Source organism: Caballeronia udeis, from assembly GCF_044909315.1.
Lineage (GTDB): Bacteria > Pseudomonadota > Gammaproteobacteria > Burkholderiales > Burkholderiaceae > Caballeronia > Caballeronia udeis_A.
The window spans coordinates 17683-42830 of the sequence record NZ_JBIYEB010000048.1 but is presented as its reverse complement, the minus strand read 5'-3'; the positions used below and the strand labels follow the sequence as shown (position 1 = coordinate 42830).

The 25148-nt window shown below is 61.2% G+C and carries 24 protein-coding genes; 8 read left to right on the top strand and 16 right to left on the bottom strand.

Annotation, left to right across the window (positions count from 1 at the left end; translation table 11 throughout):
- The 4 genes from ABH944_RS41655 to ABH944_RS41640 form a co-directional block, all read right to left on the bottom strand.
- Nucleotides 1-622, bottom strand: a 622-nt coding sequence (locus ABH944_RS41655) for an aromatic amino acid lyase (RefSeq protein WP_404614709.1), incomplete at its 3' end; no start/stop codon positions are given.
- 479 nt (nt 623-1101) lie between these two features.
- Entirely contained in the window at nt 1102-1740 is a 639-nt protein-coding gene (locus tag ABH944_RS41650; protein WP_404614711.1) for a LysE family translocator, read from the bottom strand.
- Nucleotides 1741-1893: 153 nt separating this feature from the next.
- Nucleotides 1894-2748 (bottom strand): class I SAM-dependent methyltransferase, encoded by an 855-nt coding sequence (locus ABH944_RS41645; RefSeq protein ID WP_404614713.1) that lies wholly within the window; start codon nt 2746-2748, stop codon nt 1894-1896.
- A 56-nt stretch (nt 2749-2804) separates the two neighbouring features.
- Nucleotides 2805-3461, bottom strand: a complete 657-nt coding sequence (locus tag ABH944_RS41640) for a GntR family transcriptional regulator (protein WP_404614715.1) — start codon at nt 3459-3461, stop codon at nt 2805-2807.
- Nucleotides 3462-3493: 32 nt separating this feature from the next.
- Between ABH944_RS41640 and ABH944_RS41635 the strand changes: the two genes are divergently transcribed.
- Nucleotides 3494-4651, top strand: coding sequence for a pyridoxal phosphate-dependent aminotransferase (locus tag ABH944_RS41635; protein WP_404614717.1), 1158 nt, complete (start codon nt 3494-3496; stop codon nt 4649-4651).
- A 96-nt stretch (nt 4652-4747) separates the two neighbouring features.
- Here ABH944_RS41635 and ABH944_RS41630 read toward each other — a convergent pair whose 3' ends face one another.
- The 9 genes from ABH944_RS41630 to argH form a co-directional block, all read right to left on the bottom strand.
- Nucleotides 4748-5443 carry a helix-turn-helix transcriptional regulator gene (locus ABH944_RS41630; RefSeq protein WP_404614719.1) on the bottom strand — a complete coding sequence of 232 codons (696 nt, stop codon included), beginning with the start codon at nt 5441-5443 and terminating at the stop codon, nt 4748-4750.
- Nucleotides 5444-5534: 91 nt separating this feature from the next.
- Nucleotides 5535-6392: an ABC transporter substrate-binding protein gene (locus ABH944_RS41625; RefSeq protein ID WP_404614721.1), complete on the bottom strand. Its 858-nt coding sequence runs from the start codon at nt 6390-6392 to the stop codon at nt 5535-5537.
- Nucleotides 6393-6451: 59 nt separating this feature from the next.
- Nucleotides 6452-7870 (bottom strand): MmgE/PrpD family protein, encoded by a 1419-nt coding sequence (locus tag ABH944_RS41620; RefSeq protein WP_404614723.1) that lies wholly within the window; start codon nt 7868-7870, stop codon nt 6452-6454.
- Nucleotides 7867-8769 carry a polysaccharide deacetylase family protein gene (locus ABH944_RS41615; RefSeq protein WP_404614725.1) on the bottom strand — a complete coding sequence of 301 codons (903 nt, stop codon included), beginning with the start codon at nt 8767-8769 and terminating at the stop codon, nt 7867-7869. The genes ABH944_RS41620 and ABH944_RS41615 overlap by 4 nt, the downstream gene beginning before the upstream one ends.
- The gene (locus tag ABH944_RS41610; protein ID WP_404614726.1) at nt 8766-9647 is read right to left on the bottom strand and encodes a polysaccharide deacetylase family protein; all 882 of its coding nucleotides are present in this window, start codon (nt 9645-9647) and stop codon (nt 8766-8768) included. The genes ABH944_RS41615 and ABH944_RS41610 overlap by 4 nt, the downstream gene beginning before the upstream one ends.
- Nucleotides 9634-10485: an ABC transporter substrate-binding protein gene (locus tag ABH944_RS41605; RefSeq protein WP_404614728.1), complete on the bottom strand. Its 852-nt coding sequence runs from the start codon at nt 10483-10485 to the stop codon at nt 9634-9636. Before ABH944_RS41605 ends, ABH944_RS41610 begins: the two co-directional genes overlap by 14 nt.
- 63 nt (nt 10486-10548) lie before the next feature.
- The gene (locus tag ABH944_RS41600) at nt 10549-11331 is read right to left on the bottom strand and encodes an amino acid ABC transporter ATP-binding protein (RefSeq protein WP_404614730.1); all 783 of its coding nucleotides are present in this window, start codon (nt 11329-11331) and stop codon (nt 10549-10551) included.
- A gap of 29 nt (nt 11332-11360) precedes the next feature.
- Nucleotides 11361-12245, bottom strand: a complete 885-nt coding sequence (locus tag ABH944_RS41595; RefSeq protein ID WP_404614732.1) for an amino acid ABC transporter permease — start codon at nt 12243-12245, stop codon at nt 11361-11363.
- The gene (gene argH, locus ABH944_RS41590; RefSeq protein ID WP_404614734.1) at nt 12239-13666 is read right to left on the bottom strand and encodes an argininosuccinate lyase; all 1428 of its coding nucleotides are present in this window, start codon (nt 13664-13666) and stop codon (nt 12239-12241) included. Before argH ends, ABH944_RS41595 begins: the two co-directional genes overlap by 7 nt.
- A 216-nt stretch (nt 13667-13882) precedes the next feature.
- Here argH and ABH944_RS41585 point away from each other — a divergent pair, with 216 nt between their 5' ends.
- The 4 genes from ABH944_RS41585 (at nt 13883) to ABH944_RS41570 (ending at nt 17613) form a co-directional block, all read left to right on the top strand.
- Nucleotides 13883-14773 carry a LysR substrate-binding domain-containing protein gene (locus ABH944_RS41585; RefSeq protein WP_404614736.1) on the top strand — a complete coding sequence of 297 codons (891 nt, stop codon included), beginning with the start codon at nt 13883-13885 and terminating at the stop codon, nt 14771-14773.
- A 277-nt stretch (nt 14774-15050) separates the two neighbouring features.
- Nucleotides 15051-15518, top strand: coding sequence for a FecR family protein (locus ABH944_RS41580; RefSeq protein WP_404614738.1), 468 nt, complete (start codon nt 15051-15053; stop codon nt 15516-15518).
- A complete protein-coding gene (locus tag ABH944_RS41575; RefSeq protein WP_404614740.1) occupies nt 15515-16132 on the top strand; it encodes an OmpA family protein in 618 nt (205 codons plus the stop codon). The genes ABH944_RS41580 and ABH944_RS41575 overlap by 4 nt, the downstream gene beginning before the upstream one ends.
- Before the next feature lie 38 nt (nt 16133-16170).
- Nucleotides 16171-17613, top strand: a complete 1443-nt coding sequence (locus tag ABH944_RS41570; RefSeq protein WP_404614742.1) for a CHASE2 domain-containing protein — start codon at nt 16171-16173, stop codon at nt 17611-17613.
- Nucleotides 17614-17621: 8 nt separating this feature from the next.
- Here the strand turns inward: ABH944_RS41570 and ABH944_RS41565 are convergent, their stop codons facing one another.
- Nucleotides 17622-18692 carry a rhodanese-like domain-containing protein gene (locus ABH944_RS41565; protein ID WP_404614778.1) on the bottom strand — a complete coding sequence of 357 codons (1071 nt, stop codon included), beginning with the start codon at nt 18690-18692 and terminating at the stop codon, nt 17622-17624.
- A gap of 195 nt (nt 18693-18887) precedes the next feature.
- Nucleotides 18888-19544, bottom strand: coding sequence for a peroxiredoxin (locus tag ABH944_RS41560; RefSeq protein WP_404614744.1), 657 nt, complete (start codon nt 19542-19544; stop codon nt 18888-18890).
- 523 nt (nt 19545-20067) lie between these two features.
- Here ABH944_RS41560 and ABH944_RS41555 point away from each other — a divergent pair.
- Both ABH944_RS41555 and ABH944_RS41550 read left to right on the top strand, forming a co-directional pair.
- Nucleotides 20068-20823 (top strand): hypothetical protein, encoded by a 756-nt coding sequence (locus ABH944_RS41555; protein WP_404614746.1) that lies wholly within the window; start codon nt 20068-20070, stop codon nt 20821-20823.
- 196 nt (nt 20824-21019) lie between these two features.
- Nucleotides 21020-22942, top strand: coding sequence for a hybrid sensor histidine kinase/response regulator (locus ABH944_RS41550; protein WP_404614748.1), 1923 nt, complete (start codon nt 21020-21022; stop codon nt 22940-22942).
- Between the two features lie 54 nt (nt 22943-22996).
- Here ABH944_RS41550 and ABH944_RS41545 read toward each other — a convergent pair whose 3' ends face one another.
- Nucleotides 22997-23971 (bottom strand): zinc-binding dehydrogenase, encoded by a 975-nt coding sequence (locus ABH944_RS41545; protein ID WP_404614750.1) that lies wholly within the window; start codon nt 23969-23971, stop codon nt 22997-22999.
- A gap of 92 nt (nt 23972-24063) precedes the next feature.
- Between ABH944_RS41545 and ABH944_RS41540 the strand changes: the two genes are divergently transcribed.
- Nucleotides 24064-24975: a LysR family transcriptional regulator gene (locus tag ABH944_RS41540; RefSeq protein WP_404614752.1), complete on the top strand. Its 912-nt coding sequence runs from the start codon at nt 24064-24066 to the stop codon at nt 24973-24975.
- The last annotated feature ends 173 nt before the right edge of the window (nt 24976-25148 follow it).

The following is a 25148-nucleotide window of genomic DNA, read 5'->3' as shown; positions in this document are numbered from 1 at the left end:
ACATGTTGTACAAGGCAAGCGCCGTGGAAGCCTGCGTGCCGTTGAGGAGCGCGAGACCTTCCTTAGCCTGCAGCGTCAGCGGTTCGAGACCGGCAGCTTTCAGCCCATCGAGTGCGGAAGCTTGCTTGCCTTCGATAAACACCTCGCCAATGCCGAGCAACACGCCCGACATATGCGCAAGCGGCGCAAGGTCACCTGATGCGCCGACCGAACCTTTAACCGGGATAACCGGCAGGATATCCGCGTTGAACAGCGTGATCATCGCGTCCATTACAACGCGCCTGATCCCCGAGTGGCCGCGTCCAAGGCTCGACAGTTTCAGGGCGATCAACAAACGCACGACGGGCGGCGACATGGGCTCACCGACTCCGACCGCATGCGACAACACCAGGTTGCGTTGCAGGAGTTCAAGCTGATCCGCGGGGATGTGCGTGTTCGCTAGCCGGCCGAAACCCGTGTTGATGCCGTAGGCCGGCAGGCCCTTCGCAGCGATGTCCTCGACCGCTTGCGCACAGGCGTCGATAGCGGCGTGGCTTGCCGGATCCAGTGTCAGCTGGACGCGTTCCCGCGCGATGCAGCGCAGTTGGGGCAGAGTCAGGTTGCCGGGGGTGAGCTTGATCATCGGGTAGTCCTTTGGCTTTGGCGGCTATCTTGTCTATACAAGAGAATAGCCTTGAGTCTAGGACAACAAAATCGGTATATACAAGAGGTTTTTATAGGTACGGATGAGGGAAGATATTTTTAGTGATGGGCGGCGGCATTGCCGGATAAAGGCAGGTGGCTTGCGGAGAATATAGCTTACAAGTCAGTTATATCCGTGTTAACCCTGAATTTTCAGTATTCCGGGCAGCGAAGACCCGTTATAAATTGCAGCTTTAAATCCTGTCTATACCACTGCGCCTACTTACCTTTCCGCGCTCCATGCAGCAGCGGCTGCCGCAACGCGCGTCTCCGCGCCCGGCTTCTCGAAGACGGGTCAAGGTGCTTATTCAACGGACCGCGGGTTCGTCTCCAGAATCTCGCTGATATCGCGATTCGCCTCTGGTGGCTGGTCATCCAGATGCGGTTCGCCAGGGCGTAGCCCCGGCTGCCGCGTCACCGTCAGATACCCGCTTTATGCGCGGTCAAAATCAATCGCAGGCCCAGCGCAGTAATGGCGCCTGCCGCAATACGATCGATCCATTTCCTGGCGCGAAGGTAAAGCTCGCGCGGACGACGGCTGGAGAAACACACGGCGACAATGGTGTACCACCCTGCTTCTATCGCGAAGATCATGGGCGGCAGGATGAGGTAACACCAGAGAGGCGGATGTTGCGGCAACAAGGCGGCGAAGATACTGCCGTACCAGATCGCAGTCTTCGGGTTGCTGAGTTGCGTCGTAAGACCGATCCAGAATGACTTACGCAGGTTGTGGTTTTGCGCGTCGCGCCCGTCGTCCACGACTAGCGGACTGGACGCACCCCGCCAGATCTTCGAGGCAATGTAGATCAGGTAAAGCCCGCCGGCCACCTTCAAGCCGACATACAGCCATTCGACCGCGGACAGCAGCGTATAGAGTCCGGCAAGCGCGATGCCGCTGAAGAAAACGCCACCCACTCCCATGCCGAGCGCGGTCGCCAGACCATCCGCTCGCGACAGGCCGATCGCGTTGCGCGCGACCAGCACAAAGCTCGGGCCGGGGCTCATCGCCCCCATTAATAGCGCTGCAAGTATGGCGGCAACGGCGGCTAAGGCGGTCATTGGCGTTCTCCAGTGAGAGGGGGTTAAGGGATGTATTTTCCACAAAAATAACACGTGCGGACCGGCGCCACATTTGCAAATTAAGCAGATTGTTAAGCGCCGGTCATGGCTTGCGAGCTCAACCCTTTCGGCTTCGAAGCGCACGCGACTCGTTCACCGCCCCGCCCTTCGCGCCGCGATGCCGTACATCAGCGGCAAGCGCACCATGTCTTGCGGAGGCACCATGCGCCGGCCGCCGCTGTCGCGCATGCGTTCAAAACCCTTCCACCCGTTTGCATACGGGTACTCGCGAAGTTGCTCGATGACCAGGCCGTTTTTGGCCAATGCCGTCACAACGTCGCCGATTCCCCAAAAGAACTCGACGCTCGGATGGGGATTCACAAAGGTCTCGACGCCGGCCTCGTAGCCGTCCGGCGCCAGTCCCTCGCCTGACAGCGCAACGTAGTCGCTGACGCCATCGCTTGCGATCGGCGTCTGGTCGAAATAGTCGTATCGCATGTTCCATTGCTCGTCGAAGATCATCGCGAACGGATGAAATTCGACCAGCACAAAACGGCCGCCGGGCTTGAGCGAATGCGCCACGCCTTGCGCCCATGCGTCGATATCGGAGAGCCAGCAGAGCGTTCCATAAGAAGCGAACACGCGGTCAAACCGGCCCGGCGTGCTTGCCTGTTCCGCGAAATAGGTGAGCAAGTCGGCGCGGTGGAAGATCGCCGAGATGGTTGATTGCTCCGATAAATCCCGTGCGAAGCGAATGGCTTCGTCCGAGATATCGACACCGGTCACGTTGGCGCCAAGACGCGCGAGGCTCAGCGTGTCCTGCCCCGAATTGCATTGCAGATGGAGCAGGTCCAGTCCCTCGATACTGCCAAGCAACTCGACTTCCTCGGGGAACAGCGTTGAACCGCCATTGCGGAAAAATGCAGCCTGATCACCCTTGTGACTGTTATGCGCTGCCGTGGCGGCATCCCAGGAAAGGCGGTTTCTCTCGTGAAATTCGTTTGTCATGGTTCTTTTCTTGTTGTTGCCCGGGTTGAGACCTTCGTACTGTTTGCGTCAAACGCCTAACGCGAACGATGAGCGCGCAGCGCGTCGAGCATGACAATACCTGCCTCGACGATATGCTCTTTCGTCAACCGTTTCGCCAGGCGTTTGTCCTTCGCTTCAACAGCGGCAAGAATCCGGGTGTGCTCGGCAAACGAGGTGTCCTGATAGGCCTCGATCTGCCAGACAAGACGCAGATACCGGTCTGCCTTCTGCCATATCGACTCCAGCGTTTCCATCAGGTGGCGCTTGCCGCAGGCCGCATAAATCGAGCGGTGAAACGCCCAGTTGTCTTTCGACCATTGGTCGACGTCAGTCACGCTCGCATCCAGCGCAAGCGTGGCGCGCGCAGCCGCCGCATCCTCTGTACTGAACACGTCAATAGCTGCGTCGAGCGCGAGAAGCTCGAGTGCAACGCGCATCTGCTGCAGTTCTTCCGCCTCGTCGCGTGTCATGGCAGACACGAAAGCGCCGCGGTTAGGAACGATGGTCACGAAGCCACGCGCTTCCAGTTGAGCAAATGCTTCTCGCACGGGAATGTGGCTGGTGCCGAATTCCTCGGCAATCCGGTCCTGGCGCAACTGGGTGCCGGGCGCCAGTTCACCGCGCAGGATCCGCTCGCGCAGGCGGTCGCACAGCGACCCGGGAGAAAGATTTGCATCGATCGATCTTTTCATTTTAATATATTAAAACAAATTAGGAGGCTCATGTGACTGTCACTCGCCTGCAAAGTATTCCCGGAATTGGTGTCGACAAAATGGGTGACGCCGCGGATTCGTCGAACAATCCCAACATCCTGAGGCTCGAGAACCTGGACACGGATATACGGCCGCCGGCCGACGCCGTTCGCCAGACCCATGAAGCCATAGACGACGACAACGCCAACAGCTACCTGCCCTTTACCGGTCAGGTTGCGCTGCGTCAGGCAGTGACGGCGCGCATGCAGCGATCGACCGGAATCGAGTACGACGCCAACAGCGAATGCATCATATCCGCGGGAGGCCTGAACGGCATTCTCAACGTCCTTTTGTCGATACTGGAACCCGGCGACGAAGTGGTGCTGACCGATCCGACTTATGCCGGTCTCATCAATCGCGTCCGGCTGGCAGGCGGCATTCCGAAGTTCGCCCGCTTGGTGCCTGGCGCCGACGGCTGGCGGCTGGACCTCGACAGCCTGTCCGCTGCAGTCGGGCCGCGCACGCGCGCATTGCTCATCATGTCGCCGTCCATGCCAAGCGGCTTCGTCGCGAACATGAGCGAATGGAATGCAATCGCGGAACAGTCCAGGCGCGCGAATGCGTGGCTTGTTTATGACGCTGCAATGGAGCGCATCGTGTTCGATGGCCTCCCCGTCATTCACCCCGCGTCATTGCCCGGCATGCGCGAACGAACCATTACGGTTGGCGCGGTTTCGAAAGAGTTCCGCATGATCGGGTGGCGGGTAGGCTGGATCGTAGGACCACTGAGCATCATGGCCGACGTGCGCCTGACGAGCCTGTCCAACGTGGTCTGCCAAGTCGGAATCGGTATGCCGGGTGCGACTGCCGCCCTGACGTCGACCGACGACGGCGTGGCCCAAGCCGTGGCGCAATGGCAGGATCGACGCGACGTCATCTTGAACGCGCTTCATGACCTTCCGGTCATCCGGCCGCATGGCGGGTGGTCTGTGCTGATCGACACTGAACAGCTTGGGCTTCCCTCTACCGAGGCTTCGCAACTGCTGCTCGCGAAGGGCGAGATAGCTGCAACGCCAATGCCCGGATGGGGTCCGGATGCAGGCCGGTATCTGCGCTTCGTGTTCGCGAATGAACCCGCTACGCGTCTCGCCGATATCCGCAGCCGCGTGCGTGCGGCCTGGGGAATCTAGACTACTGCGGGATTTGATCGTAGCGTCACCAGGGTGAAAGGTGATCGACGTCCCGCACCCCGATCACGCTTGGGCAGGTTGCAACGTGACTACCCGCTACCAGGGCGTCGACTTCGCGAGATGCGTCCGGTACCGGCGTAACAGCACCGCCCTCGCCCCGGGATATCGCTCGCCGGTCTCATCGGCAGACGTGATCCTGTCCGTGCGAAAACTGCGGAAATCCTGGCGCTTTTCGCACCACGCGCCAAGAATCCGGACATTGTCGAGAAAGCCCAGGACGACTGGCCAGACAACACGATCCGACGGCTCGCCTTGCGCGTCCAGATAAGCGATCCGGAGTTTGCACTGGCCGCGAATGGCCGCGCGCAGGCTCGTGAGCGGCACGGCGTTCACAGGAAAGTCCTGCACCGGAGGGCCGGAATGAACGGTCGGGGCACGCATGGCGTCCTTGCCCGACGCGTTCAATACAGCATCAATCTTGGCTAACGCCTGAGCGGCGGCCTTGCGTAAAACGTCATCGCCGCGCTGGTCGACGTATCGCAGGCCCAGCACCACGGCGTCGATCTCGTCTTCGCTCAACATCAGTGGCGGCAGGAACAACCCCGGCCTGAGCACGTACCCTATGCCTGCTTCGCCGTGTATGGGTGCGCCCTGCTCGATCAGCGTCGCAATGTCGCGATACAGCGTGCGCTCGGAAACGCCCAGGTCCGAAGCGAGTTCGGACGCGGTGACCGGCACACGCTTCGCGCGAAGCCTTTCCAGCAAGGTCAATAAACGAGCGGTTCGGGACACCCTGGCTCCTGACAGGATCGGACAGGGGCTAAACGTACCACGAACTTCAACCAGTGCTTCAATGACCCCCCGCACCGGCAAACGCGGTCGACTACTTGGTTGCCGCTGCGTTCAGCGTCACTTGTTTGACCGCGCTCGATTGCAGGTTCCACTTGGCGACAATCGCCGCATAGGTCCCGTTTGCGATCAATTTATTCAGCGCCCCGTGCACGGCGTCGCGCAGCTTCGAATTGGACTTCGCGAACGCAATCCCTTCAGGCGATGTCGCGAACGGCTCGCCGATCGGCTTGTACGTATTCGGTTCAAGCTTCATGGCATAGGGCAGCGTCTCGCTGCCTTGCACGCCCGCTGCAATCCGCCCCTGCTTCAACTGCATGCGCGCAGCGGACGTATCTTCGGTACCGGAGACCGTAATGGCAGGCTTGCCGGCGGCCTCGCAATTTTGCGCACTCCATGCGGCCGTGTCGGCCGGGAAGGACGTGCTGCGGCTCGTGCCAACCGACTTGCCGCAGAGATCCGGCGCTTGCTTGATCTCATTCGCACGCGACGCGAGGATATAGAACTGCGCGCCCGAATTCAGGTAGTCGAGAAAATCGGCGGTGTCGCGGCGGCCCGGGACATCGCTCATTCCGCTCAGGATCATATCGACACGGCCCGTTGCCAGCGACGGCAGCAACTGCTCGAACGCCGACTCCTGCCAGTCCATCTTTACGCCCAGCTCCTTGGCAATGGCATTGCCCAGGTCGATATCAAAGCCGACCAGGTCGCCGCTTTCCGGGTCCTTGTATTCCATCGGCGGATAGATGGAGTTCACCGCGACCTTGATCACTTTGGACTTGGCGACAGCATCGGGCAACGCTTGCGCATGCGCGCCGCTCGCGAAGAGAAACGTCGACAGGCAAAGTGCCATCAGGCCGGAAACGGCACGGATCGGATTCAGCTTGTTCATGGAAGGCGTACCTTTATAAAGGTCTTGTTGAGGGTCGGGGCCGGAGGTCGGAATATCGATTAACGCACTACAGGTCTTGCGTCTGCGTCACCTTGCAGCCAGTGCGCCAGCGTTCGCGCATCGGCGAGATTCTCCAGATCGAGCACGGCGATTTCAAGCGCATTCACCGATGCTTCAGGGATCGTCATGGCAGCGAGCGTGCGGTATTTATCGGCAAGGTCCGCATCGGACACCGGATTGCGCGGGTCGCCAAGCGGCACATTGACCTGCCGCGAACGCGGTTCGGCGTCGGACAGTGCGAGCGTGATGACGGGCTCGTCGAGGTCGGACATCGACGGATCGATCTCGAGCGTGACACGTTCCATGGCGGCTGCTATGCGGGGGTCGCGACGCTGCGCGTCGAGATAAGCGCCTATCCCGGCATGGCCGTTCACCAGCACCGTGGCGATCGCGTAAGGCAGGCTCATTTGCGACGAAGCCAGCGTGCTCAGGTCACGGCCGCCGCACATCTGGTTCACGAAGGCACTGAGGCTGACGTGCACGCCAACCAGCTTGTCCAGGTCCGCGGCTCGCCCCTGCAGCAACTCGAACGTGGCATCCACGGCTGCGTGGGTGCTGCGGCACGCCGCATGCGGTTTGATCGAGCAGCGCGTGAGTTTCCAGACAACGCCCAGGTCCGCGAGCAGTGCATCGGGTATTTGCGTGTCTCGTGCAAACGCGTTGAAGAAACCGCCCCACACGTCCTCGAACACCTGTGTCGGACCACTGACGCCTTGCCGGGCGAGCAACGCAGCGAGCAATCCGCCCTCAGCCGCGCGCCCCGTATGCATGCGCTTGGTCTGCGATGCGTCGTGGATAAACCCCCACAACCCGCCGCTGAAACTGGCGGCATGGCCAAATGCTGCCGCAGTCTGCGCGGCATCGAGGCCCAGCAGGCGCGCGCTGGCGGCAGCCGCACCGAACACGCCGCAGGTCATGGTCGAATGCCAGCCGTGATTGTTATGCGGCGAATAACCGCCACACGCTTCCAGCACACGGCGGCCGGCGTCGTAGCCGAGCACAACTGCCATCAGGAACTCGCGGCCCGTTACAGGCCTTTCTGTGCAGGCAAGCGCCGCGAATGCGGCGGGCAGCACGACCGCGCCGGAGTGATCGCAGCCGCCGGCGTCATCGAGTTCAAGCGCATGGGCCGCCACGCCATTCACAAAGGCCGCATCGCGGGCGTTGAACGTCTGTGCCGTGCCCCAGGCGGTCACACTACCGCTGCTGCCCATGCCCATGACGGCGCGGGCACTGCGCGCTTCCAACGCGGTCGCACCGCCCAACGACGCGCCGAGGGTATCGAGGATATGGCGCTTCGTCTTGTGCACGACGGTTGCGGGAAGCACGTCAGCGGGGGTCTCCGCAACGAACGCAGCCAGGCGCTGAGATAAGGAAAAAGACGAGGATAAAGACAGGGATAAAGACGATGCGTTCACGCTTCCTCCCGACGATGCCGTGCATACACTTCGACCGGATGCCCCGGCTCGTTGGCTTCAACGTTCTGATTCCACCATGCCGCCATCTCCGACCCGGTCGCGAACCAGACGTCGTCGTGTGAGCGGATCTCGGTGAGCAGTTCGCGCAGCACGTCAATGCGCCCCGCCGTGCCGATAATCTCCGGATGCAGTCTCAGCACGAAGCACAAACCGAAGCGGAGAAACGCCGCGAAATCATGCTTCCAGTTCCGCAGCACTTCGCGATACGAAGGGATGCGCGGCTGCCCGGCGGGAACGGCCGGCGAGAGGTTATAAGCGAAGTAAGGCTCGTCTTCCAGCTCGTAGTGCAACGGCAACTCGACCAGACGCGGCGCTGCGAGCGCTGCATCCGTATCTGGCAGATGGAAGTACGGCAGATCATCGCCGCGCCACGATGACGACCACGTCACGCCTTCATCGCGCAGGAAGTCCGCGAAGCCCGGCGCCCAGTTGCCGGTGAACGAACGGAACCCTTGCGCACGCCGCCCGAGCGCATGAGCAAGCGCGGCTCGTCCTTTTCTGAATGCGTCTTTTTGCGCGTCGAGCGTGAGCGTGTCGAAGTCCTCGCAGACGTAACCGCTATTGCCAATCTCATGCTTCTGCGCATCGATGCGCTGCACCAGATCCACGTGCGTTTCTGCAACGCGACCCGGCACGAACCAGCTTGAACGCACATCGAATTCTTCGAGCGCATCCAGCACGCGATCCACCCCGCGCTTCGCCCCATAACGCCATACGGAGAGCGATTTCTCGCGGCCCGCAATGCGGGGCTCTTGCGTCAGAATGCCGTGTTCGTCGTTGAAGTCGACCGTGACAACGACCGCGCATCGCGCGTTCTGCGGCCAGCGTAAAGAGTTCATCTGGGAGCTTCCTGCGGAGTCGGTGAAGCGGAGTTGTCGCGCCACCATTGAGCGACGTCGCGGCACGTGGCGAACCACACGCCACCCTGTGCATGCATGTGATCGATCAGGCTTTCCAGCAGCGCGATCCTGCCCGGTTTGCCCGATACCTTCGGATGGAACAGCGTCGTCAGGCACAGTCCGTCACGATGCGAACCATCGAACTCACGCCGCCAGTTATCGAGTGTTGTGTCGTAGCTCGCAATCCGATCCAGGCTCGCCGGAAAATTTGGATTGCGGTGATATGCAAGCGACGCGTAGTCATCCATTTCCCAACGGCCAGGAATCTCGACCATAGGTTCGGCCATGCCCGGCGCGTGCAGCAAATACGGACGGTCGTCGCCACGCATGGAACTCGAATACCGCACGCCCGCTTCCATCAGCACGCGGATGGTGTCCGGACCCCAGTCGCCGGAGGGCGTGCGAAAACCAACCGGGCGAATCCCGAGATACTTGTCGAACACCTGCGCCGAGCGCTCCATCACGGCGCGTTGGCCATCCGCGTCGAGTGTCCAGAATGCCTCGTGTTTATAGCCGTGGTAACCAATCTCATGACCGCGCGCCACGATCGCCGCGCACTGCTCCGGCCAGTTCTCGACCACCCATGCGGGGACAAAGAACGTGGCCGGCACCTTACGCTCATCCAGCATGTCGAGCAGGCGCTCGAGTGCACGCCACGGGCCATAGCTGCCCAGCGTGAAGTACGAGGGGTTGTTCCAGATCGAGCCGTCGAGCATGGCATCACCCGTCGGGCCGTCAAGGTCGAAAGCCAGCGCGACGCATGAGCGCTGCCCCTCAGGCCAGCGCGGAGCACCCGGATTCAAGTCAGTTGCCGGCATCGATCAGCGCCTTTTGAACCGCGTGTTCCTGCAGGCCCCATTTCACGAGGATCTTCTGGTACGTGCCATCTGCAATGAGCTGGTTGAGCGCAGCCGTCAATCCCGCATTCAACGCCGTGTTGCCCTTCGCCATGCCAATGCCGTTGTACTGCGACAGGAACGGCTTGCCGATAGGCACGTACGCGTTCTCCTCCACCGAGTTCTGGTACGGCAGCGTTTCGCCACCCTGCACCGCAGCGTCAATGCGTCCCTGGCGCAACTGCACGCGTGCATCCGCGGACCCGTTCGTGCCGCTCACGTTGACCGGTTTCTTGCCGGCTTTCACGCAATGCTCGTTGCTCCAGTTCGCGATGTCATCAGGCCACGACGTACGGCGGCTCGCGCCCACCGTCTTGCCGCACAGCGCGTCAATGCTGGCGAACTCGCCGGCACGCGCCTTGACGGTGTAGAACTGCGGACCGCCCGTGACGTAGTCGAGAAAGTTCACTGCCTCGCGGCGTGACGGCAGGTCGGTCATGCCTGAAAGAATCACATCGACACGGTTAGTGGTCAGTGCGCTCATCATCTGGTCGAAGCCGGTTTCTTCCCACTGCAGCTTGACGCCGAGTTTCGCGGCAATCGCTTCGCCCAGGTCCACGTCGAAGCCCATCAGCTTGTCGGTGGCCGGGTCCTTGTATTCGAACGGCGGATAGTTCGGCACGATGGCCGCGACCAGCGTGCTTTTGCCAATCGACGGAGCCGTCCCGGCGTGTGCGAGTGACACGGACAAGGACAAGGTCAGTGCGACCGTACCGGTTACGAGCGCTGCAAGCCGCGTCAGACGAAGGTAAACATTCATGGAAACTCGCTGAAGATAAAGGTCAGACCGTGTTCCAGACGCTCTGGAGTCACGGATAAAAAATCAGGACAGCACAGCGGAAATAAACTCCCGTGTGCGCCGGTGCTGGGGATTCGACAGAACTTGTTCCGGCGTGCCGGTCTCCACCACCTGCCCCTGGTCCATGAACACAATGCGATTCGCCACTTCACGTGCGAATCCGAGCTCATGCGTGACGACGATCATCGTCATGCCGCTCTTGGTAAGATCGCGCATCACGGCAAGCACTTCGCCGACCAGTTCAGGATCGAGCGCGGAGGTGGGTTCGTCGAAGAGCATGAGTTGCGGGTGCATGGCAAGCGCTCGTGCAATGGCGACACGCTGCTGCTGTCCACCCGATAATTCCACCGGGAACGCATCGCACTTGTGAGCCAGGCCCACGCGCTCGAGCAGCGACCGTGCTTCTTCAATCGCCTCCGGCCGGCGCCGCTTGAGCACCTGCACCGGCCCTTCAATCACGTTCTCCAGCACGGTCTTGTGCGGAAACAGGTTGAAGCGCTGGAACACCATGCCGGTTGCCAGCCGCTGGCGCGCGACCTGTTTCTCCGACAACGCATACAGCTTGTTGCCCACGCGCCGGTAGCCCACGCGCTCGCCGTTGACCCACAACGCGCCGTCGTTGATCTCTTCGAGCTGGTTGATGCAGCGAAGAAACGTGCTCTTGCCCGAACCCGACGGTCCGATCACGCACAGCACTTCGCCTTTCGGAATGTCGAGGGTAATGCCTTGCAGCGCCTTGAAGTCGCCATAGGACTTGCGCACGTCGACCGCACGAACGATTGAACCGCTTGAACCGATAGAACTCATGGGTGGGTTTTCCTTTTCAGTCGCCGGGGCTATTGCCGGCCCGACGGACGACCCGCGCCGCGTGCGTAAAACCGCTCCACGCGCGACTGCATGAACGACAGCACCGTCACCACCACGAGATACCAGATACCCGCGACCATCAGCAGTTCGATCACCCGGGCGTTGGCGTAGTAGATGTTCTCCGCGTTATGCAGCATCTCCGCGTACTGGATCACGCTCGCGAGCGACGTGAGCTTCACCATGCCCACCAGTTCATTGCCAATAGGCGGCACGATCACGCGCATGGCCTGCGGCAGGATCACACGGCGCAGCGCCTGCAGCCTCGGCATACCGATCGACTTCGCCGCTTCGTACTGGCCGGTGTCGACAGAGAGCAAACCGGCACGCACCACTTCCGATGTATACGCCCCCTGGTTGATACCGAGCCCGAGCAATGCAGCGAGGAACGGCGTCATCACGTCGACGGTGCGCCACTCGAAGAAACCCGGGATGCCTATCGACGGAAACACCAGCGCGAGGTTGAACCACAGCAGCAGTTGCAGGATCACCGGCGTGCCACGAAACAACCATACGTAGGCTTGCGCGACTGTCTGCAGCACCGGGTTGGTCGACAGCCGCATGATCGCGGTGATGACGCCCAGCGCCACGCCCAGTGCCATCGCAAGCACCGTCATGACGATGGTGTTGACGAGGCCCGTCAGGATCGACTTCGCCGTCAGGAAGCGTGCGACATAACGCCATTCGATCTGCCCATGCGCAAACGCCAGGCCTATATAAACCACGATCGCCAGGATCACGGCCGACGCAATGTAGCGGCCCCAATGGCGTCGGTGCACGTATTCCAGCTGCGTGGCGTCGGCCGTGCCGGCGTCGATCGCGTCGCCGGGTGCGACCTCCTTTGAAACGCTCAGCATGTCGGCCCGCCGTATGAAGTGGCCCATGCCAGCTGCTGATTGAGCGCCGTCTGCAAACGCGTGATCTGCTCGGCCACACGCACCGGCGCGGTGCCGCCGAAACCGCTGCGCGCCGCCACCGCCGCGTCCAGCGTCACGTGATCGAGCACTGCGGGTTCCAGCCGCGCATCGACCTTTGCCAGCGTCGCAACCGATACCTCGGAGAGTTCAATGCCCTGCTCCTCGCAGGCTTGCACCAACGCGCCGGTGATCTCGTGCGCTTCGCTGAACGGCACGCCGCGCAGCGCGAGCCAGTCGGCGACTTCGGTTGCCAGCGTGAAGCCGAGCGGCGCCTGGCGGCGCATTTCATCCGCGTTCACATGCATGGTGCGGATCATGCCGGCCATGGCGGGCAGCACGAGTTCGAGGGTATCGATACTGTCGAACGCGGCGATCTTGTCCTCAGCGAGATCGCGGTTATACGCGAGCGGCAGTGACTTGAGTGTCGCGAGCAGACCGCTCAGGTTGCCGATCAACCTCCCCGCCTTGCCGCGCGTCAGCTCCGCAATATCCGAGTTTTTCTTCTGCGGCATGATCGAGCTGCCCGTCGCGTAACCATCGTCGAGGACGACCCAGCCGAACTGGCGCGAGGTCCAGAGAATGACTTCTTCCGAGAGCCGCGACAGGTTCACCGCGAACATGCTGGTGATGAACACAAACTCGGCGACGTGGTCGCGCGACGCGACGGCGTCGATGGAGTTTTCACACGGGCCGTCATAACCGAGTTCCGCCGCCGACAACTCCGGCCGCCGGCATATCGCCGATCCCGCCAGCGCCGCTGCACCCAGCGGCGAACGTGCGCTGCGGCGATCCCAGTCCACCAGACGATCGACGTCGCGATAGATCGACTGAGCATGCGCGAGCAAGTGATGTGCGAACACGATCGGCTGCGCCGGCTGCAAATGCGTGAACCCTGCGCTCACGCTATGCACGTGCGCGTTCGCCTGTTCGATTAATGCATTCTGCAAATCGATGACCGCTTGTGCGAGCGTGCGCGCCTTGTCGCGCAGGAAGAGGCGCAGGTCGTTCGCCGCCTGGTCGTTGCGCGAACGGCCGGCGCGCAATTTGCCGCCGGTTGCGCCCAGGCGTTGCGTCAGTTCGCGCTCGAGGAAGGTATGTACGTCTTCATCGTCAAGCGTCGGGCCCACTTCGCCCGCCAGGAACTGCGCCTCCAGCCGGTCCATCTCGCGCAGCAGTTGCTGCAGTTCGTCAGCCGTCAGGATTTCCGCGCGGCGCAGTTCCTGCGCATGGGCGCGCGAGCCGGCGAGATCGTAAGGTGCGAGGCGGAAGAAGCTCGGGTCCGAGCGCGACAGCGCGGTCAGTGCGGCAGAAGGACCTGTCTTGAAGCGTCCACCCCACAGCCGGTCTGAAGGTTGAGTCATGCAAAAGCTCCCTGGAAGTGGATGGTCTGAAAGCGGGCATGTGAGGCGGTATTGAAGCGGCTTGAAGTTGCATACCGCCCGGCGCCCTGCTCGTTCAAGGCTTCCTGCGCTTGGGGCAAGAGGCAAAAAACCTTAACTTTCGAGGCGATTTTATGAATGCCAATTTTGAAGCGACAAACGGTAAAATCTCATGGTTACCATGCATAACTCGCATAAATGAAAATCGAACGCTATCCGCCGTTCAACGTGCTTCAGTCGCTGCTCGTTGTAGCCCGATGCGGTAATTTCACGGCGGCATCGCAGCAGTTGTTCCTCAGCCAGAGCGCGGTGAGCCGGCATATCCAGCAGATCGAGGAGTATTTCGGCTGCGCGCTATTCGTCCGGCACACGCGCATGGTCGTGCCGACCGCCGAGTGCCAGCGGCTTGTGCCTATCGTGGAAGAGTTGCTGGCGACCGCGCGCCGGTCGATGCATATCATCAGCACGGGCGGCCAGACCATCACGCTGCGGGTCACGCCAACACTGGCCGCGCGCTGGCTGCTGCCGCGCCTTCCCGACTTCTATGCGGACGTGCCGGGCACGCAATTGAACATCGATACCGCCTGGTTCCTGCCGACCAATTTCGGCGAAGGCACGCTGGATGCGGCCATCCTGTTCGGCAATGGCCGCTGGGAGGGACTGGAGGCGACCTGCCTGATGCGCGAACGATTGACACCCGTGTGTTCGCCGCAGACCGCGCTTGGGCCCCATCCGCTGGCGGAGCCGGCCGATCTGAAACATCACACGCTGCTGCATTCGAGCTTTGGCAGACGCGGCTGGATGTTATGGCTGCAACAGGAAAGCGATGAACTCGCGTCGCATACGTATCGCGAGCAGGTGTTCGACACGCTCGACCTTGCGTTTGGCGCGGCGGTGCGCGGTCATGGCGTGGCGTTGGGAGACTTGAACCTGGTGCAGGAGAACCTGACGAGTGGCGCGCTGGTGGCGCCGTTCGAACGCGTGCTTGAAACGGGCTCGGGGTATTACCTCGTGCATCCGCCGCGTAATGAATATCGCGAGAAATTGAAACCGCTGCTCGCGTGGTTGCTGAGGATCACGGCGGGTTAAGACGAGTTGCGCCGGGTTGCGGCGCTCGCCGGGAAACAGCGTTGTTTGTAGCCGCAAACCAGCCGCCAGGGAAATGCCCGGCGGCGATATGCGCGGCAGCGCACAGAGTCGTTCGGGTCCGGGCCATACTCTGTTCGATACCGCAGAAACGTCTCCACCTGCCTTCCACGAGCAGTATTTCTGCAGGTCCTTCACAAGCCCCCTCACCCTCCGGGTCGACATGGGGGAGCCAGGCTACCCCGCGGAAAAGCAGCGCTTACGCAATCAGGTGCCACCGATGCGTCTCCAAGCCATCACCTATGCCTTGATTCTTGCCTGCGGGTGCGTGGCGGCTGCCGATGCGCTTGCCGCCGATGCCGCCGGCGTCGTCAAGACCGTCAAGGGCACGGTGCAGGTCGAGCGCGCCGGAACAAGTTCGGGCGCGGCCATCGGCAGCGAGGTTTATGGGAGCGATCGCATAGTGACCGGCCCGGAATCCTCAGTGGGTATCACGCTTCGCGACGACACCCAACTCTCGGCCGGCGCCAATTCCATTCTTGAGCTCAACAAGTTCGCGTTCAATACCACGACCCATGACGGGGTGCTCGATGCCACCATCAAGCGCGGCTCCCTGGCAGTGATTTCAGGCAAGCTGGCGAAGGCGAATCCGGATGCCGTCCGTTTCAGCACGCCGACCACCACGCTGGGCGTGCGCGGCACGGCATTCATCATCGAAGTCGGTGGTAACGGGGAGAGTGCGCGTTGAAGGCCGCCCTCCAATGTCACCGCCAGACTTCTGCAGCGGCATTTGTCATGCTGGCTGTCCTGTCCGGGTGCAGCACGCCCCCGGACAAAATTATTCTATTGCCGGATCCCGAGGGCAAGGTCGGCGCGGTCATTGTCCACAGCGCCACCGGAGAGCAGACAATCAACAAGGCGTATGCCGGCGTGGACGTCGCCAAGGGAGGCGCCATCGAAAAAACAATGGATAGCCAATCCAGTGTGCAGGCGCGATATGGCGAGCTGCTTGCGGCCCGGCCTCCCCGCCCCATGACATTCACGATTTTTTTCCTCTTTGACTCTGCCACCGAATTGGCCCCGGAGTCACTTGCCACGGTCAAACAATTAAAAACCGTGCTGGCTACCTGGCCCGCGCCCAAGCTCGTGGTGGTGGGTCACACCGATCTGGCGGGCGCCCAGGACTTCGATGACAACCTGTCCAGGCGGCGAGCGCAGACTGTTGCAGCGTTCCTGATCAAGCAAGGCATTCCCGCCCAACAGATAGAGACCGCTGCCCGCGGCAAGCGCGAGCCACTGGTCCACACGGCGGATGGTGTTCCCAATCACATGAACCGGCGCGTAGTCATCACCATCCAGTGAGCCGCGCCAGTCATCGACGGTGAACGGGCTTTCCCTTGATGAAACGCTACTACGACCTATGGCTGGCCAGGATCAGGAATCTGCTTAGGGCGGCCCAGGGGCGCCCGGTGGCACTGCTGGTGTTGTTCGGCCTGAGCCTGATCAACCTGTCCAGCGAATGGCCCAGCAACATACCGCGTCCGGCTTTTGTGGCCGCGCTTGACGAAACGCTTCCTGACTCCTTTAAAACGGCCCGGCAACTTCTGTTCGACCAGTATCAACGCCGCTTCCCGCGAATTCCGGCGGCTCAACCCGTGACCATTGTCGAGATTGACGACGCGACGCTGGCAACCGTCGGTCAATGGCCATGGCCGCGAAACAGACTAGCGAGCCTGATCGATGCCATTGCTGCACTGAAACCGCTGGCTATCGGTCTCGACATCTACATGCCGGAACCGGATCAGACCTCTCCCGACAAGGTTGCCGGCAATCTGCCGGCAACGGCAGCGGCTCTCGCCGCCGGCTTGCGGGCACTTCCCAGTCACGAAGCCATTCTCGCCAGGTCGTTGCGCGCAGCGCCGACCATACTGGGTGCCGCGGCACTCGATCACCCCACTTTCGCCGCCAGCACTGACATGCGAAGCGCGCCGATCCTCGTGCATGGCACCGACCCGCTTGCCCGCGTGCAACGGTTCGACTATGTGCTCGCCAGCCTGCCCGAATTGCAGGCGGCGGCCCACGGGCAGGCAATGCTGAGCGTGGCGCTCGAACAAGGCGTGGTCCGGCGCATTCCCCTCGTCATGGGTTTGGGAGAGAAACTGGTCCCCGGTTTGCCGATGGAAATGTTCCGCCTCGCCACGGGTTCATCGGCAATCGACGTTTTTGCCGACGCGTCGGGCGTGCAGGCGGTGGGTGTCGCGGATGCGCAGGTGCCCACGCAGCCCGGCGGCGACATCTGGTTGCATTTCGCCTCCATCCGGTCGACGCTGAACCGCTACGTGTCGGCACGCGACATCCTGCAGGGAACAGTCGATCCGGAACGGTTCCGGAACAAATTGGTGCTGGTCGGACTGACCGGCACCGGCGTGACCGACATGCGCACGACCGCGTTGGGGGAACTGGTGCCGGGTATCGAAGTACAGGCGCAAGTCATAGAGACGATTTTCGAGGGACGTTTCCTGCGCCGCCCCACCTGGCTGAAATGGGCGGAGAGCGCCTTCATCATGACCTTTGGGCTACTGATCATCTGGTATGTTCCCCGAACTCAGTCGCGGTTCGCGGGATTTCTAAGAGCCGTCCCCAAGGGGTCCACCATCCTGGGCGTCTTCCTTCATCTGCTGAATCTTTTCTGCTGCTTCTATATTTTCATCCGTTTCGGACTGCTGGTCGATGCAGCCTCGATTTTCATTATCCTGTCCGCAGTCATGGGCTGCTTCTTCGCACCCGCGTTGCTCCACTTCGGCGAGCGAAGCGGAACAGAAGCGCGGACGCCGCCCGGATGACGATACCGTCACACGCTGCCGTTTTCGACGACGCGTCCTTCCGCGCGCCAGCGGAGCATGCCACCGGCAAGGTTGGCGACCCGCTCGAAGCCGGCCTGTCGCAGCATGATCGTCGCTTGTGCCGAGCGTCCGCCGGCCCGGCAGACAGTCACGATCGGGCGTTCCTTCGTGAGTTCAGCGGCGCGCCCGGCCAGGTCACCCAATGAAATGAGCCGGGCTGCGGGAATACGCCCCAGCGGTCCATTGAACTCGTCAGGTTCGCGCACGTCGACGATCTCGACCGCACGCAGATTTTCCTCCAGCCACTGGGCATTGATTTCCCAGATGCCCGCAAAGCTGCATGACAGCGGCGCCCAGTTGGGCTCCCCCATCTGCGCGGGGTAGCTCGCAGCCAGACCGCATTTCAGGTTCGCAGGCATGGCTACGTCAATCTGCTTCGGATGCGGCAGGTGCAGGTTCGTCATGTATCCGGTGAAATCGTCTTCACACAGTTCACCGCCGAGGCGTGGATTGAAGCGCCGCTCCTCGGCCACGCTGGTGACCGTCAAGCCGCGATAGTCGTGGGCCGGATAAAGCAGGCACGCGGCGGGCAGCGTAAAAATATGGTTGTGGATCGCGCGAAACATGACGTGCGCGTCACCGCTCTGGAAATCCGTGCGGCCCGTGCCCCTGATCAACAGGCAATCGCCGGTAAACGCCATGGTCTCGTTGTCGAGTACGAGGGTGATGCAGCCATCGGTATGGCCCGGTGTCGCACGCACTACCAGGTACCGAGAGCCGAACTCGACCCTGTCTCCATGACTCAGATAGCGGTCCGCGCCTTCGGCGCCGCTCGCAGCCGAGATCGCAATCTCGCTACCTGTGCGGCGATTCAGCATCCATGCACCGGTCACGTGATCGGCGTGGACGTGGGTGTCGATTGTGTAAAGCAGGTGCAATCCAAGCTCTTCGATCAGGGCTGCGTCGCGGCGCACCTGTTCAAATACCGGATCGATGAGCACAGCCTCGCGTGTTGTGCTATCCGCCAGAAGATACGTGTAGGTTGACGATTGCTGATCGAATAGCTGGCGGAAGGTCAACACGATTTCGCTCCGGGGCTCGCCTTTTGCGAGCGCTTAAGGATTGCTGCCCATGACGCGTCGCCAACCTGCCCTGCAAGCAATCGAATCACGCGCAGCCCGTTCAGAAAGCCGGGCACAGGAACGCGGCCGGACTCACATCGGGCGCCGGACTTGGGAACTGTCAGGCGCTCGCCGCTCTAATCAACGAGCGTTTTACTTCGGCTGCGCAACGTACCGCAGGTAAGGCTTTACGGTCTTGAAACCCTGCGGATATTTTTGCATCGCGGCATCGTTGGAAACGGATGTGGGAATGATCACGTCTTCACCCGGTTTCCAGTTCACCGGCGTCGCCACCGAATGTTTCGCGTTGAGCTGCAGCGCATCGAGCAGCCGCAGCACTTCGTCGAAATTGCGGCCCGCGCTCATTGGGTAGACGAGCATGGCTTTGACCTTCTTGTCCGGCCCGATGAGAAACACCGAACGTACGGTCGCGTTGTCTGCCGCGGTACGCGGGCCGCCGCCGCTCGCCTCCGGATGAATCATGTCGTAGAGCTTCGCGACAGTCAGGTCCGGGTCGCCGATCAGCGGGTAGCTGACCTCGTGGCCCTGTGTCTCCGCAATATCCTTGAGCCACTTCTCGTGGTCGCTGACGGGATCGATGCTGAGCCCGATAATTTTTGTATTGCGCTTATCGAATTCTGGCTTGAGGCCAGCCATGTACCCCAGTTCCGTGGTGCAAACAGGCGTGAAATCCTTCGGATGCGAAAACAGGATCGCCCACTGGTCGCCTATCCATTCGTGAAAACGGATTGTCCCTTCAGTGGTTTCGGCAGTGAAATCGGGTGCGTCTTCTCCTAGTCGAATCGACATCATCAGTCTCCATTGTGTGGGAGCCCGCAGATACTCGTGCCGCGGACCGAGCCGCGTCGCCCGGGTTGCCTTGGGCGTTGAGTCAAGTGATTGGTCTGACTTGAAACCACCCGCCAGCCGCTTGCACCGTATCGCGCGGGAGGACCGTCTCCGGGGCGCAACTCATTCAGAAGCTTTCCCCCACCAGCCTTGATGCGGGACAGACATCGGCACGCGCTGCAGGTCCCATATATAGCGTAGAACAAAAAGCCTTTCACTGTAGCCAGAGTGCAGGGTTAATCCGCCGATCCGCCGTTGCGACGACGCATTCGCCTGCTGCTTCAACCTCACCGTTCGTTGCATTGCAACGCGTGTGGAATTGCTCCAATGTCTGATCTATACGCCGAAGGAATCTGTACTCGCGTGGGTGATTAGCGCGGCGAACAGCCCCGGGACATCGGGCTTAAAATTGCAGGTGGCGCCGGTCCCCTTGCGTGGGGCCGGTCGTCCTATCCCTTTCTATCAACGGCAGGCGACCCTGACCATGAGCACTGACAATGCGTGTTTCGTTCGCCCCGCGCTGGCTGCGCTTTGCGTGACTTCGCTGGTTGCGCTCGCCGCGTGCGGCGGAAACGTCTGTGTCGGCCTGGACGGTTGTGGCGGCGCCAGCGTGGCGCCAAACATCACCCTATCGGGCACGGCCGCCACCGGCACGGCGCTCGCCAGTGCGGCGGTCAGCTTCAGTTGTGCCCAGGGCTCGGGCTCCACCCTGTCAGACGGCGGCGGACACTACAGCATCACGTTTAACGCCACGCTTCCATGCATCGTCACCGTGACTTCCGGCGGCACGACCCTGCATTCAGTGGCCTTTGCCGGCGGCACCTTCAATACGACGCCTGAGACCGAGCTGATGCTCGTCTACCTCGCGTCGCAACTCGGCACGAGCGAGACCAGCCTGATTGCGGGCTTCCCGAGCAACTCGCAGTTCCAGCAGGTGCTGGCAAACCAGGCCGATGTGCTGGCTGCGCAATCGGCAACCGTCACGAATCTGCAGCAGCGCTATGCGCTCACGCTGACGGCGCCGGCGTTTCTGACTACGCCGTTTGTTGTCGGGCAAGCAGGCGTCGACAGTGATCTCGGCGCGCTGGCGGCAGCAGGCGCTATCGACGCCAATGGCATGCCCGATCCGGCCGCCGTCTCGCTGTTTTCCTCGGCAGGTCTCGCTCATCCACTCACGGCGACGTCAACACCTTCATCCAGCACGGGCGGCGCCGGCAGCTCCACCGGCGGCATGATGTGAACCAACGATCTGAACTGACGCGAACCACGTCGGCGCCACGCCATCATGCTGAATCTCGTGCTTTTGTTTCACGGAATCGACGCCTCCGTCGGGCCGAAACCGCTCCTTGAACCGGTCCTGCGGGACCCGGACATCGTCTGACGTTACAATGGTTCGAACGTCATGTTCAACTTTCCGTTTCCCTCCGCACCCGACAATGACCCATTCTGATGACCAGCCCCTGACCGGATTCTCCGACGCACAGCGATTCGAGATGCTCGTCACCAGCGTGAAGGATTACGCCATCTACATGCTGGATACCGACGGCATTATCGTCAGTTGGAACGCCGGTGCGCAGCGCTTCAAGGGCTACACGGCGAGCGAGGTCATCGGGAGGCACTTCTCCCTGTTCTACACCGACGAAGACAAACAATCGGGATTGCCTCAGAAGGCTTTGAACAAGTCCGCCGAACATGGAACGTTCGAGGCTGAAGGATGGCGTTTGCGCAAGGACGGTTCGCGCTTCTGGGCGAATGTGGTCATCGACCCCATTCGCGACGCGACGGGCACCTTGGTCGGGTTTGCGAAAATAACGCGCGACATCTCCGAGCGCAAGGTCGCGCAGGAGACGTTGCGCCAGAGCGAAGAACAGTTCCGCCTCCTCGTCCAGGGCGTGACGGACTATGCAATCTACATGCTGTCTCCCGCAGGCGACGTGATCAGCTGGAACGCAGGCGCCGAGCGCATCAAGGGATATCAGGCGGGCGAAATCATCGGCAAGCACTTCTCGCGTTTTTATACCGAGGAGGACCGAGCGGCCGGGACGCCTGCCCGGACGCTGGCCATCTCAGCCAAGGAAGGTCGTGTGGAACTCGAAGGCTGGCGCGTTCGCAAGGACGGAAGCCAATTCTGGGCTCACGTGATCGTGGATGCGATCCGGGACGAATCCGGGACGCTTGTCGGCTTCGCAAAGATCACTCGCGATGTAACCGAACCCAGGCGGGCAGCCGCGGAGTTGGAGCAAGCCAATCAGGCGCTTGCCCATGCGCAGAAGATGGAGGCCATCGGTCAGGTGACGGGCGGGGTCGCACACGATTTCAACAACTTACTGGCCGTGCTGTCGAACGGTTTACAGGTGCTCACCAGCCAGTCGCGAACGCATCTGGACGTCAAGATGATCCAGACGATGCAACGCGCTGTTGATCGTGGCGCATCGCTCACCCAGCAGCTTCTCTCGTTCGCTCGCCAACAACCGCTGAAAATCGAGAAGGTTAATCTCAATGCGCTGATCAGCGAGTTCGAACCCATGCTGCAGCGTGTCGGGAACTCGTCGATCACGTGTCAGGTCAAGCTTGCTTCCGAAAAGCCGACGGTCCTGCTGGATGGTCCGCGATTTGAGGCAGCGCTCCTCAATCTCGTGGCGAATTCACGCGACGCAATGCCCGAAGGCGGGACAGTCGTAGTCGGCACGGAGATCGTCGAACTTCAGCACGGCGCGGTCGGCACTCTTCCCGCTGGTGCGTACGTCAGGATCTCCATCGCAGATACCGGCACGGGCATGTCACCCGCTGTGTTGTCGCGCGCTCTGGATCCGTTTTTCACTACGAAGGAACCCGGACGCGGAACAGGCCTCGGCTTGAGCCAGGTATATGGATTCATCACCCAGTCGGGCGGCGACATTGTGATCAGGAGCGTCGAGGGCGAAGGCACGACCATTGAGCTCTATCTTCCCAAAGTCGAAGACGAGGTGAACGGTGCAAACGAGTATGCCGGCCGTTTGTCGGTCGAAACCGTCTTGCTGGTCGAAGACGAACCCGACTTGCTGGGCGCGGCTTCCGAGTTGTTCCAAAGTATCGGCTATGAAGTATTGGTGGCCAGTAACGCATCGGATGCGGTTGAAATACTGAAAAAGAACCCCGCCATCAATATCCTGTTCAGCGATGTCATGATGGGGCATGGGATGAGCGGCATTGAGCTGGCAGCCCTTGTGAGGCGGGATTATCCTGCTGTGAAAATCGTGCTGGCTTCCGGCTTTCCGCTGTTGGCGCTCCGCCGGGATCACGGTGAACTCGACGATTTCACTTTTATATCCAAACCCTACCGGCTGGCAGAGCTGGCCAAGGTGCTGCGCGCCTCGTAGCGGCTTGAAGTGAGAGTACCCCGGTTCGGCCGGTCGCGATTCCCCGGGGACCGACTAGATCAGCACAACAACCTTTCCTCTTGCCTCATTACGCTCCATCAATTCGTGAGCCATCGGCACCTCGGTCAGGCCAAATATCCGCGTTGGCCGGCCTCGATACAAACCACCCGCCGCGAAATCCACGATCTGCTGCATTGGCACGTCCGACAGTGGAAACTCCGGAGTCCCGAATATAAAACTTCCAAAAAAACTCATCTGGACACCGCTTGCCATCTGGCCGAGCGGATTGAACTCGGCAAGAGGTGCAAGCCCCCCAAGAAACCCCGCGAGGCAGACACGGCCGCCCCGCCGCGTTGCACGCAATGAGTCCAGAACCGTGCTGTTTCCGATGAGATCGAGCACCGCATCAGCCTTGCCGCCGGGCCAATCCGGCGCCGCAAGCAAATCCTCCTGCGCCGTCACTACGTGTGCAGCGCCAAGCGAACGGAGCAAAGCTTCGCTGCCTGATCGACGGGTGGTCGCAATCACATCGGCACCGAGTTGGCTACCGATGTCGATAGCCGCCTGTCCCAGGCTCGACGTGCCCCCGCGTATGACGAGTCGCTGTCCGGCCTTCAATTCCAGGTTCCGGTGAAGGCACGTCCAGGCAACCGCATAGGCTTCCGGCAATGCAGCGAGAATTTCCCAGTCAAGCGTGGTTTCAACGGCCACGACATTGGATGCAGGTACCACGACGTATTCTGCATAACTACCGTTGATCGTTCGTCCCATTCCGCCCATCAATGCCATGACGGTCTGGCCCTCGCGCAAAACCCCCGTCGCATCCGCAGCAACGGTCCCGACACATTCGATGCCGCTAATGTCGGCCACCTCCCCCCACAATCCGCGACGCATATAGAGTTCGGCCCGGTTCAGGCCAAATGCACGAACGCGAATCAGGATACAACCCGGCCTCACCGCAGGCTCCGGCACATCGACGACTTCCATCACGTCCGGACCACCAAACCCTTTCCTCGAAATTGCCTTCATGTCGATCTCCTCAATGGGAGAACGAATGGTAGGATCGGTCACCATCGAAATAAATTACGATGTTTCGACAAGGACTGAAGTCGGATCCTACAATGAATGAACCCACCCTTCTACAGTTGCAATGCTTCGAGGCCTTAGTGACCGAGGGGAGCTTCGCCGCGGCTGCAGCGCGTCTGAACCGGACGCATCCGACCGTCCACGCGGCCGTGACGGCGCTGGAAGCGCAGCTGGGCATGGTGCTGCTGAACAGGACCGGGTATCGGGTCTCGCTCACGGAGGAAGGCGCCGCGTTTCGCTCGCGGGCGGCCGTATTTCTTCGTCAATATGAAAATCTTCGGCGAGAAGCAGCCCAACTCGCTGCCGGCCAAGAGGCCGAGTTGCGTGTGGTCGTGGGTGACCTCTGTCCTTTGCCGGAGACCTTGGGTCTGCTGAGACGGTTCTTCGGGAGCCATACAGGCACACGGCTGACGTTGCTGTTCGAGGCCATAAGCGGCCCGTGGGAACGGCTGCGCAATGGCGATTGCGAACTGATCTTTCATCACCTCGACAAACCGTCGCCGGCGATCGAAAGCATCGAGCTTTTCGAAGTGAAACTGGTGCCGGTCGCAGCGCCCGGGTTTCTCCGGCAGCCTGTTGACGAATTGCTCACGCCCGATGATTTGAGGCCCTATGTGCAGTGCGTCATTCGTGACACGGGCACACAGCCATCAGACGCCAGTTACTACCTGATCGAGGGCGCGCCGACCTGTACCGTGCCTGACCAGTTGATGAAGCGTGAACTGATTGTGCAAGGGCTGGCGTGGGGCCACATGCCGTCTCATCTTGTGGCCGGCGACCTCAGGCAACATCGGCTGGTGTCGCTGGAAGGAAGGCACCTGCGGGGCGCCACGCTCAAGCACTACGCAGCGCGCCGTCGGGACACCGCTCACGGACCCATTGCACAGAAGCTCTGGATCCAGCTGCTGGAACAGGAAGCAGGTCGGGAAAATCCGGGGTCCCCTTAGTTAAAGTATTGACGCGTGTTGCCGATATTCAGTCTAGGCACTGTCCCATTCAATTTGTCTGACCGTTGCATTGTTACCGCAGCAAAGACGCCACCCTGGTCATGCCATTGGGCTCTTTCGCGACGCAAGTTCCAACGGTTGGCTTCAGCTGGGTCCAACGTGCCTTCTGAAGC

Coding starts and splice junctions, on each gene's coding strand:
- ABH944_RS41650 (WP_404614711.1), bottom strand. CDS start 1,740: ATGACCGCCTTAGCCGCCGTTGCCGCCATACTTGCAGCGCTATTAATG.
- ABH944_RS41645 (WP_404614713.1), bottom strand. CDS start 2,748: ATGACAAACGAATTTCACGAGAGAAACCGCCTTTCCTGGGATGCCGCC.
- ABH944_RS41640 (WP_404614715.1), bottom strand. CDS start 3,461: ATGAAAAGATCGATCGATGCAAATCTTTCTCCCGGGTCGCTGTGCGAC.
- ABH944_RS41625 (WP_404614721.1), bottom strand. CDS start 6,392: ATGAACAAGCTGAATCCGATCCGTGCCGTTTCCGGCCTGATGGCACTT.
- ABH944_RS41615 (WP_404614725.1), bottom strand. CDS start 8,769: ATGAACTCTTTACGCTGGCCGCAGAACGCGCGATGCGCGGTCGTTGTC.
- ABH944_RS41610 (WP_404614726.1), bottom strand. CDS start 9,647: ATGCCGGCAACTGACTTGAATCCGGGTGCTCCGCGCTGGCCTGAGGGG.
- ABH944_RS41605 (WP_404614728.1), bottom strand. CDS start 10,485: ATGAATGTTTACCTTCGTCTGACGCGGCTTGCAGCGCTCGTAACCGGT.
- ABH944_RS41600 (WP_404614730.1), bottom strand. CDS start 11,331: ATGAGTTCTATCGGTTCAAGCGGTTCAATCGTTCGTGCGGTCGACGTG.
- ABH944_RS41595 (WP_404614732.1), bottom strand. CDS start 12,245: ATGCTGAGCGTTTCAAAGGAGGTCGCACCCGGCGACGCGATCGACGCC.
- argH (WP_404614734.1), bottom strand. CDS start 13,666: ATGACTCAACCTTCAGACCGGCTGTGGGGTGGACGCTTCAAGACAGGT.
- ABH944_RS41585 (WP_404614736.1), top strand. CDS start 13,883: ATGAAAATCGAACGCTATCCGCCGTTCAACGTGCTTCAGTCGCTGCTC.
- ABH944_RS41580 (WP_404614738.1), top strand. CDS start 15,051: ATGCGTCTCCAAGCCATCACCTATGCCTTGATTCTTGCCTGCGGGTGC.
- ABH944_RS41570 (WP_404614742.1), top strand. CDS start 16,171: ATGAAACGCTACTACGACCTATGGCTGGCCAGGATCAGGAATCTGCTT.
- ABH944_RS41560 (WP_404614744.1), bottom strand. CDS start 19,544: ATGTCGATTCGACTAGGAGAAGACGCACCCGATTTCACTGCCGAAACC.
- ABH944_RS41555 (WP_404614746.1), top strand. CDS start 20,068: ATGAGCACTGACAATGCGTGTTTCGTTCGCCCCGCGCTGGCTGCGCTT.
- ABH944_RS41550 (WP_404614748.1), top strand. CDS start 21,020: ATGACCCATTCTGATGACCAGCCCCTGACCGGATTCTCCGACGCACAG.
- ABH944_RS41545 (WP_404614750.1), bottom strand. CDS start 23,971: ATGAAGGCAATTTCGAGGAAAGGGTTTGGTGGTCCGGACGTGATGGAA.
- ABH944_RS41540 (WP_404614752.1), top strand. CDS start 24,064: ATGAATGAACCCACCCTTCTACAGTTGCAATGCTTCGAGGCCTTAGTG.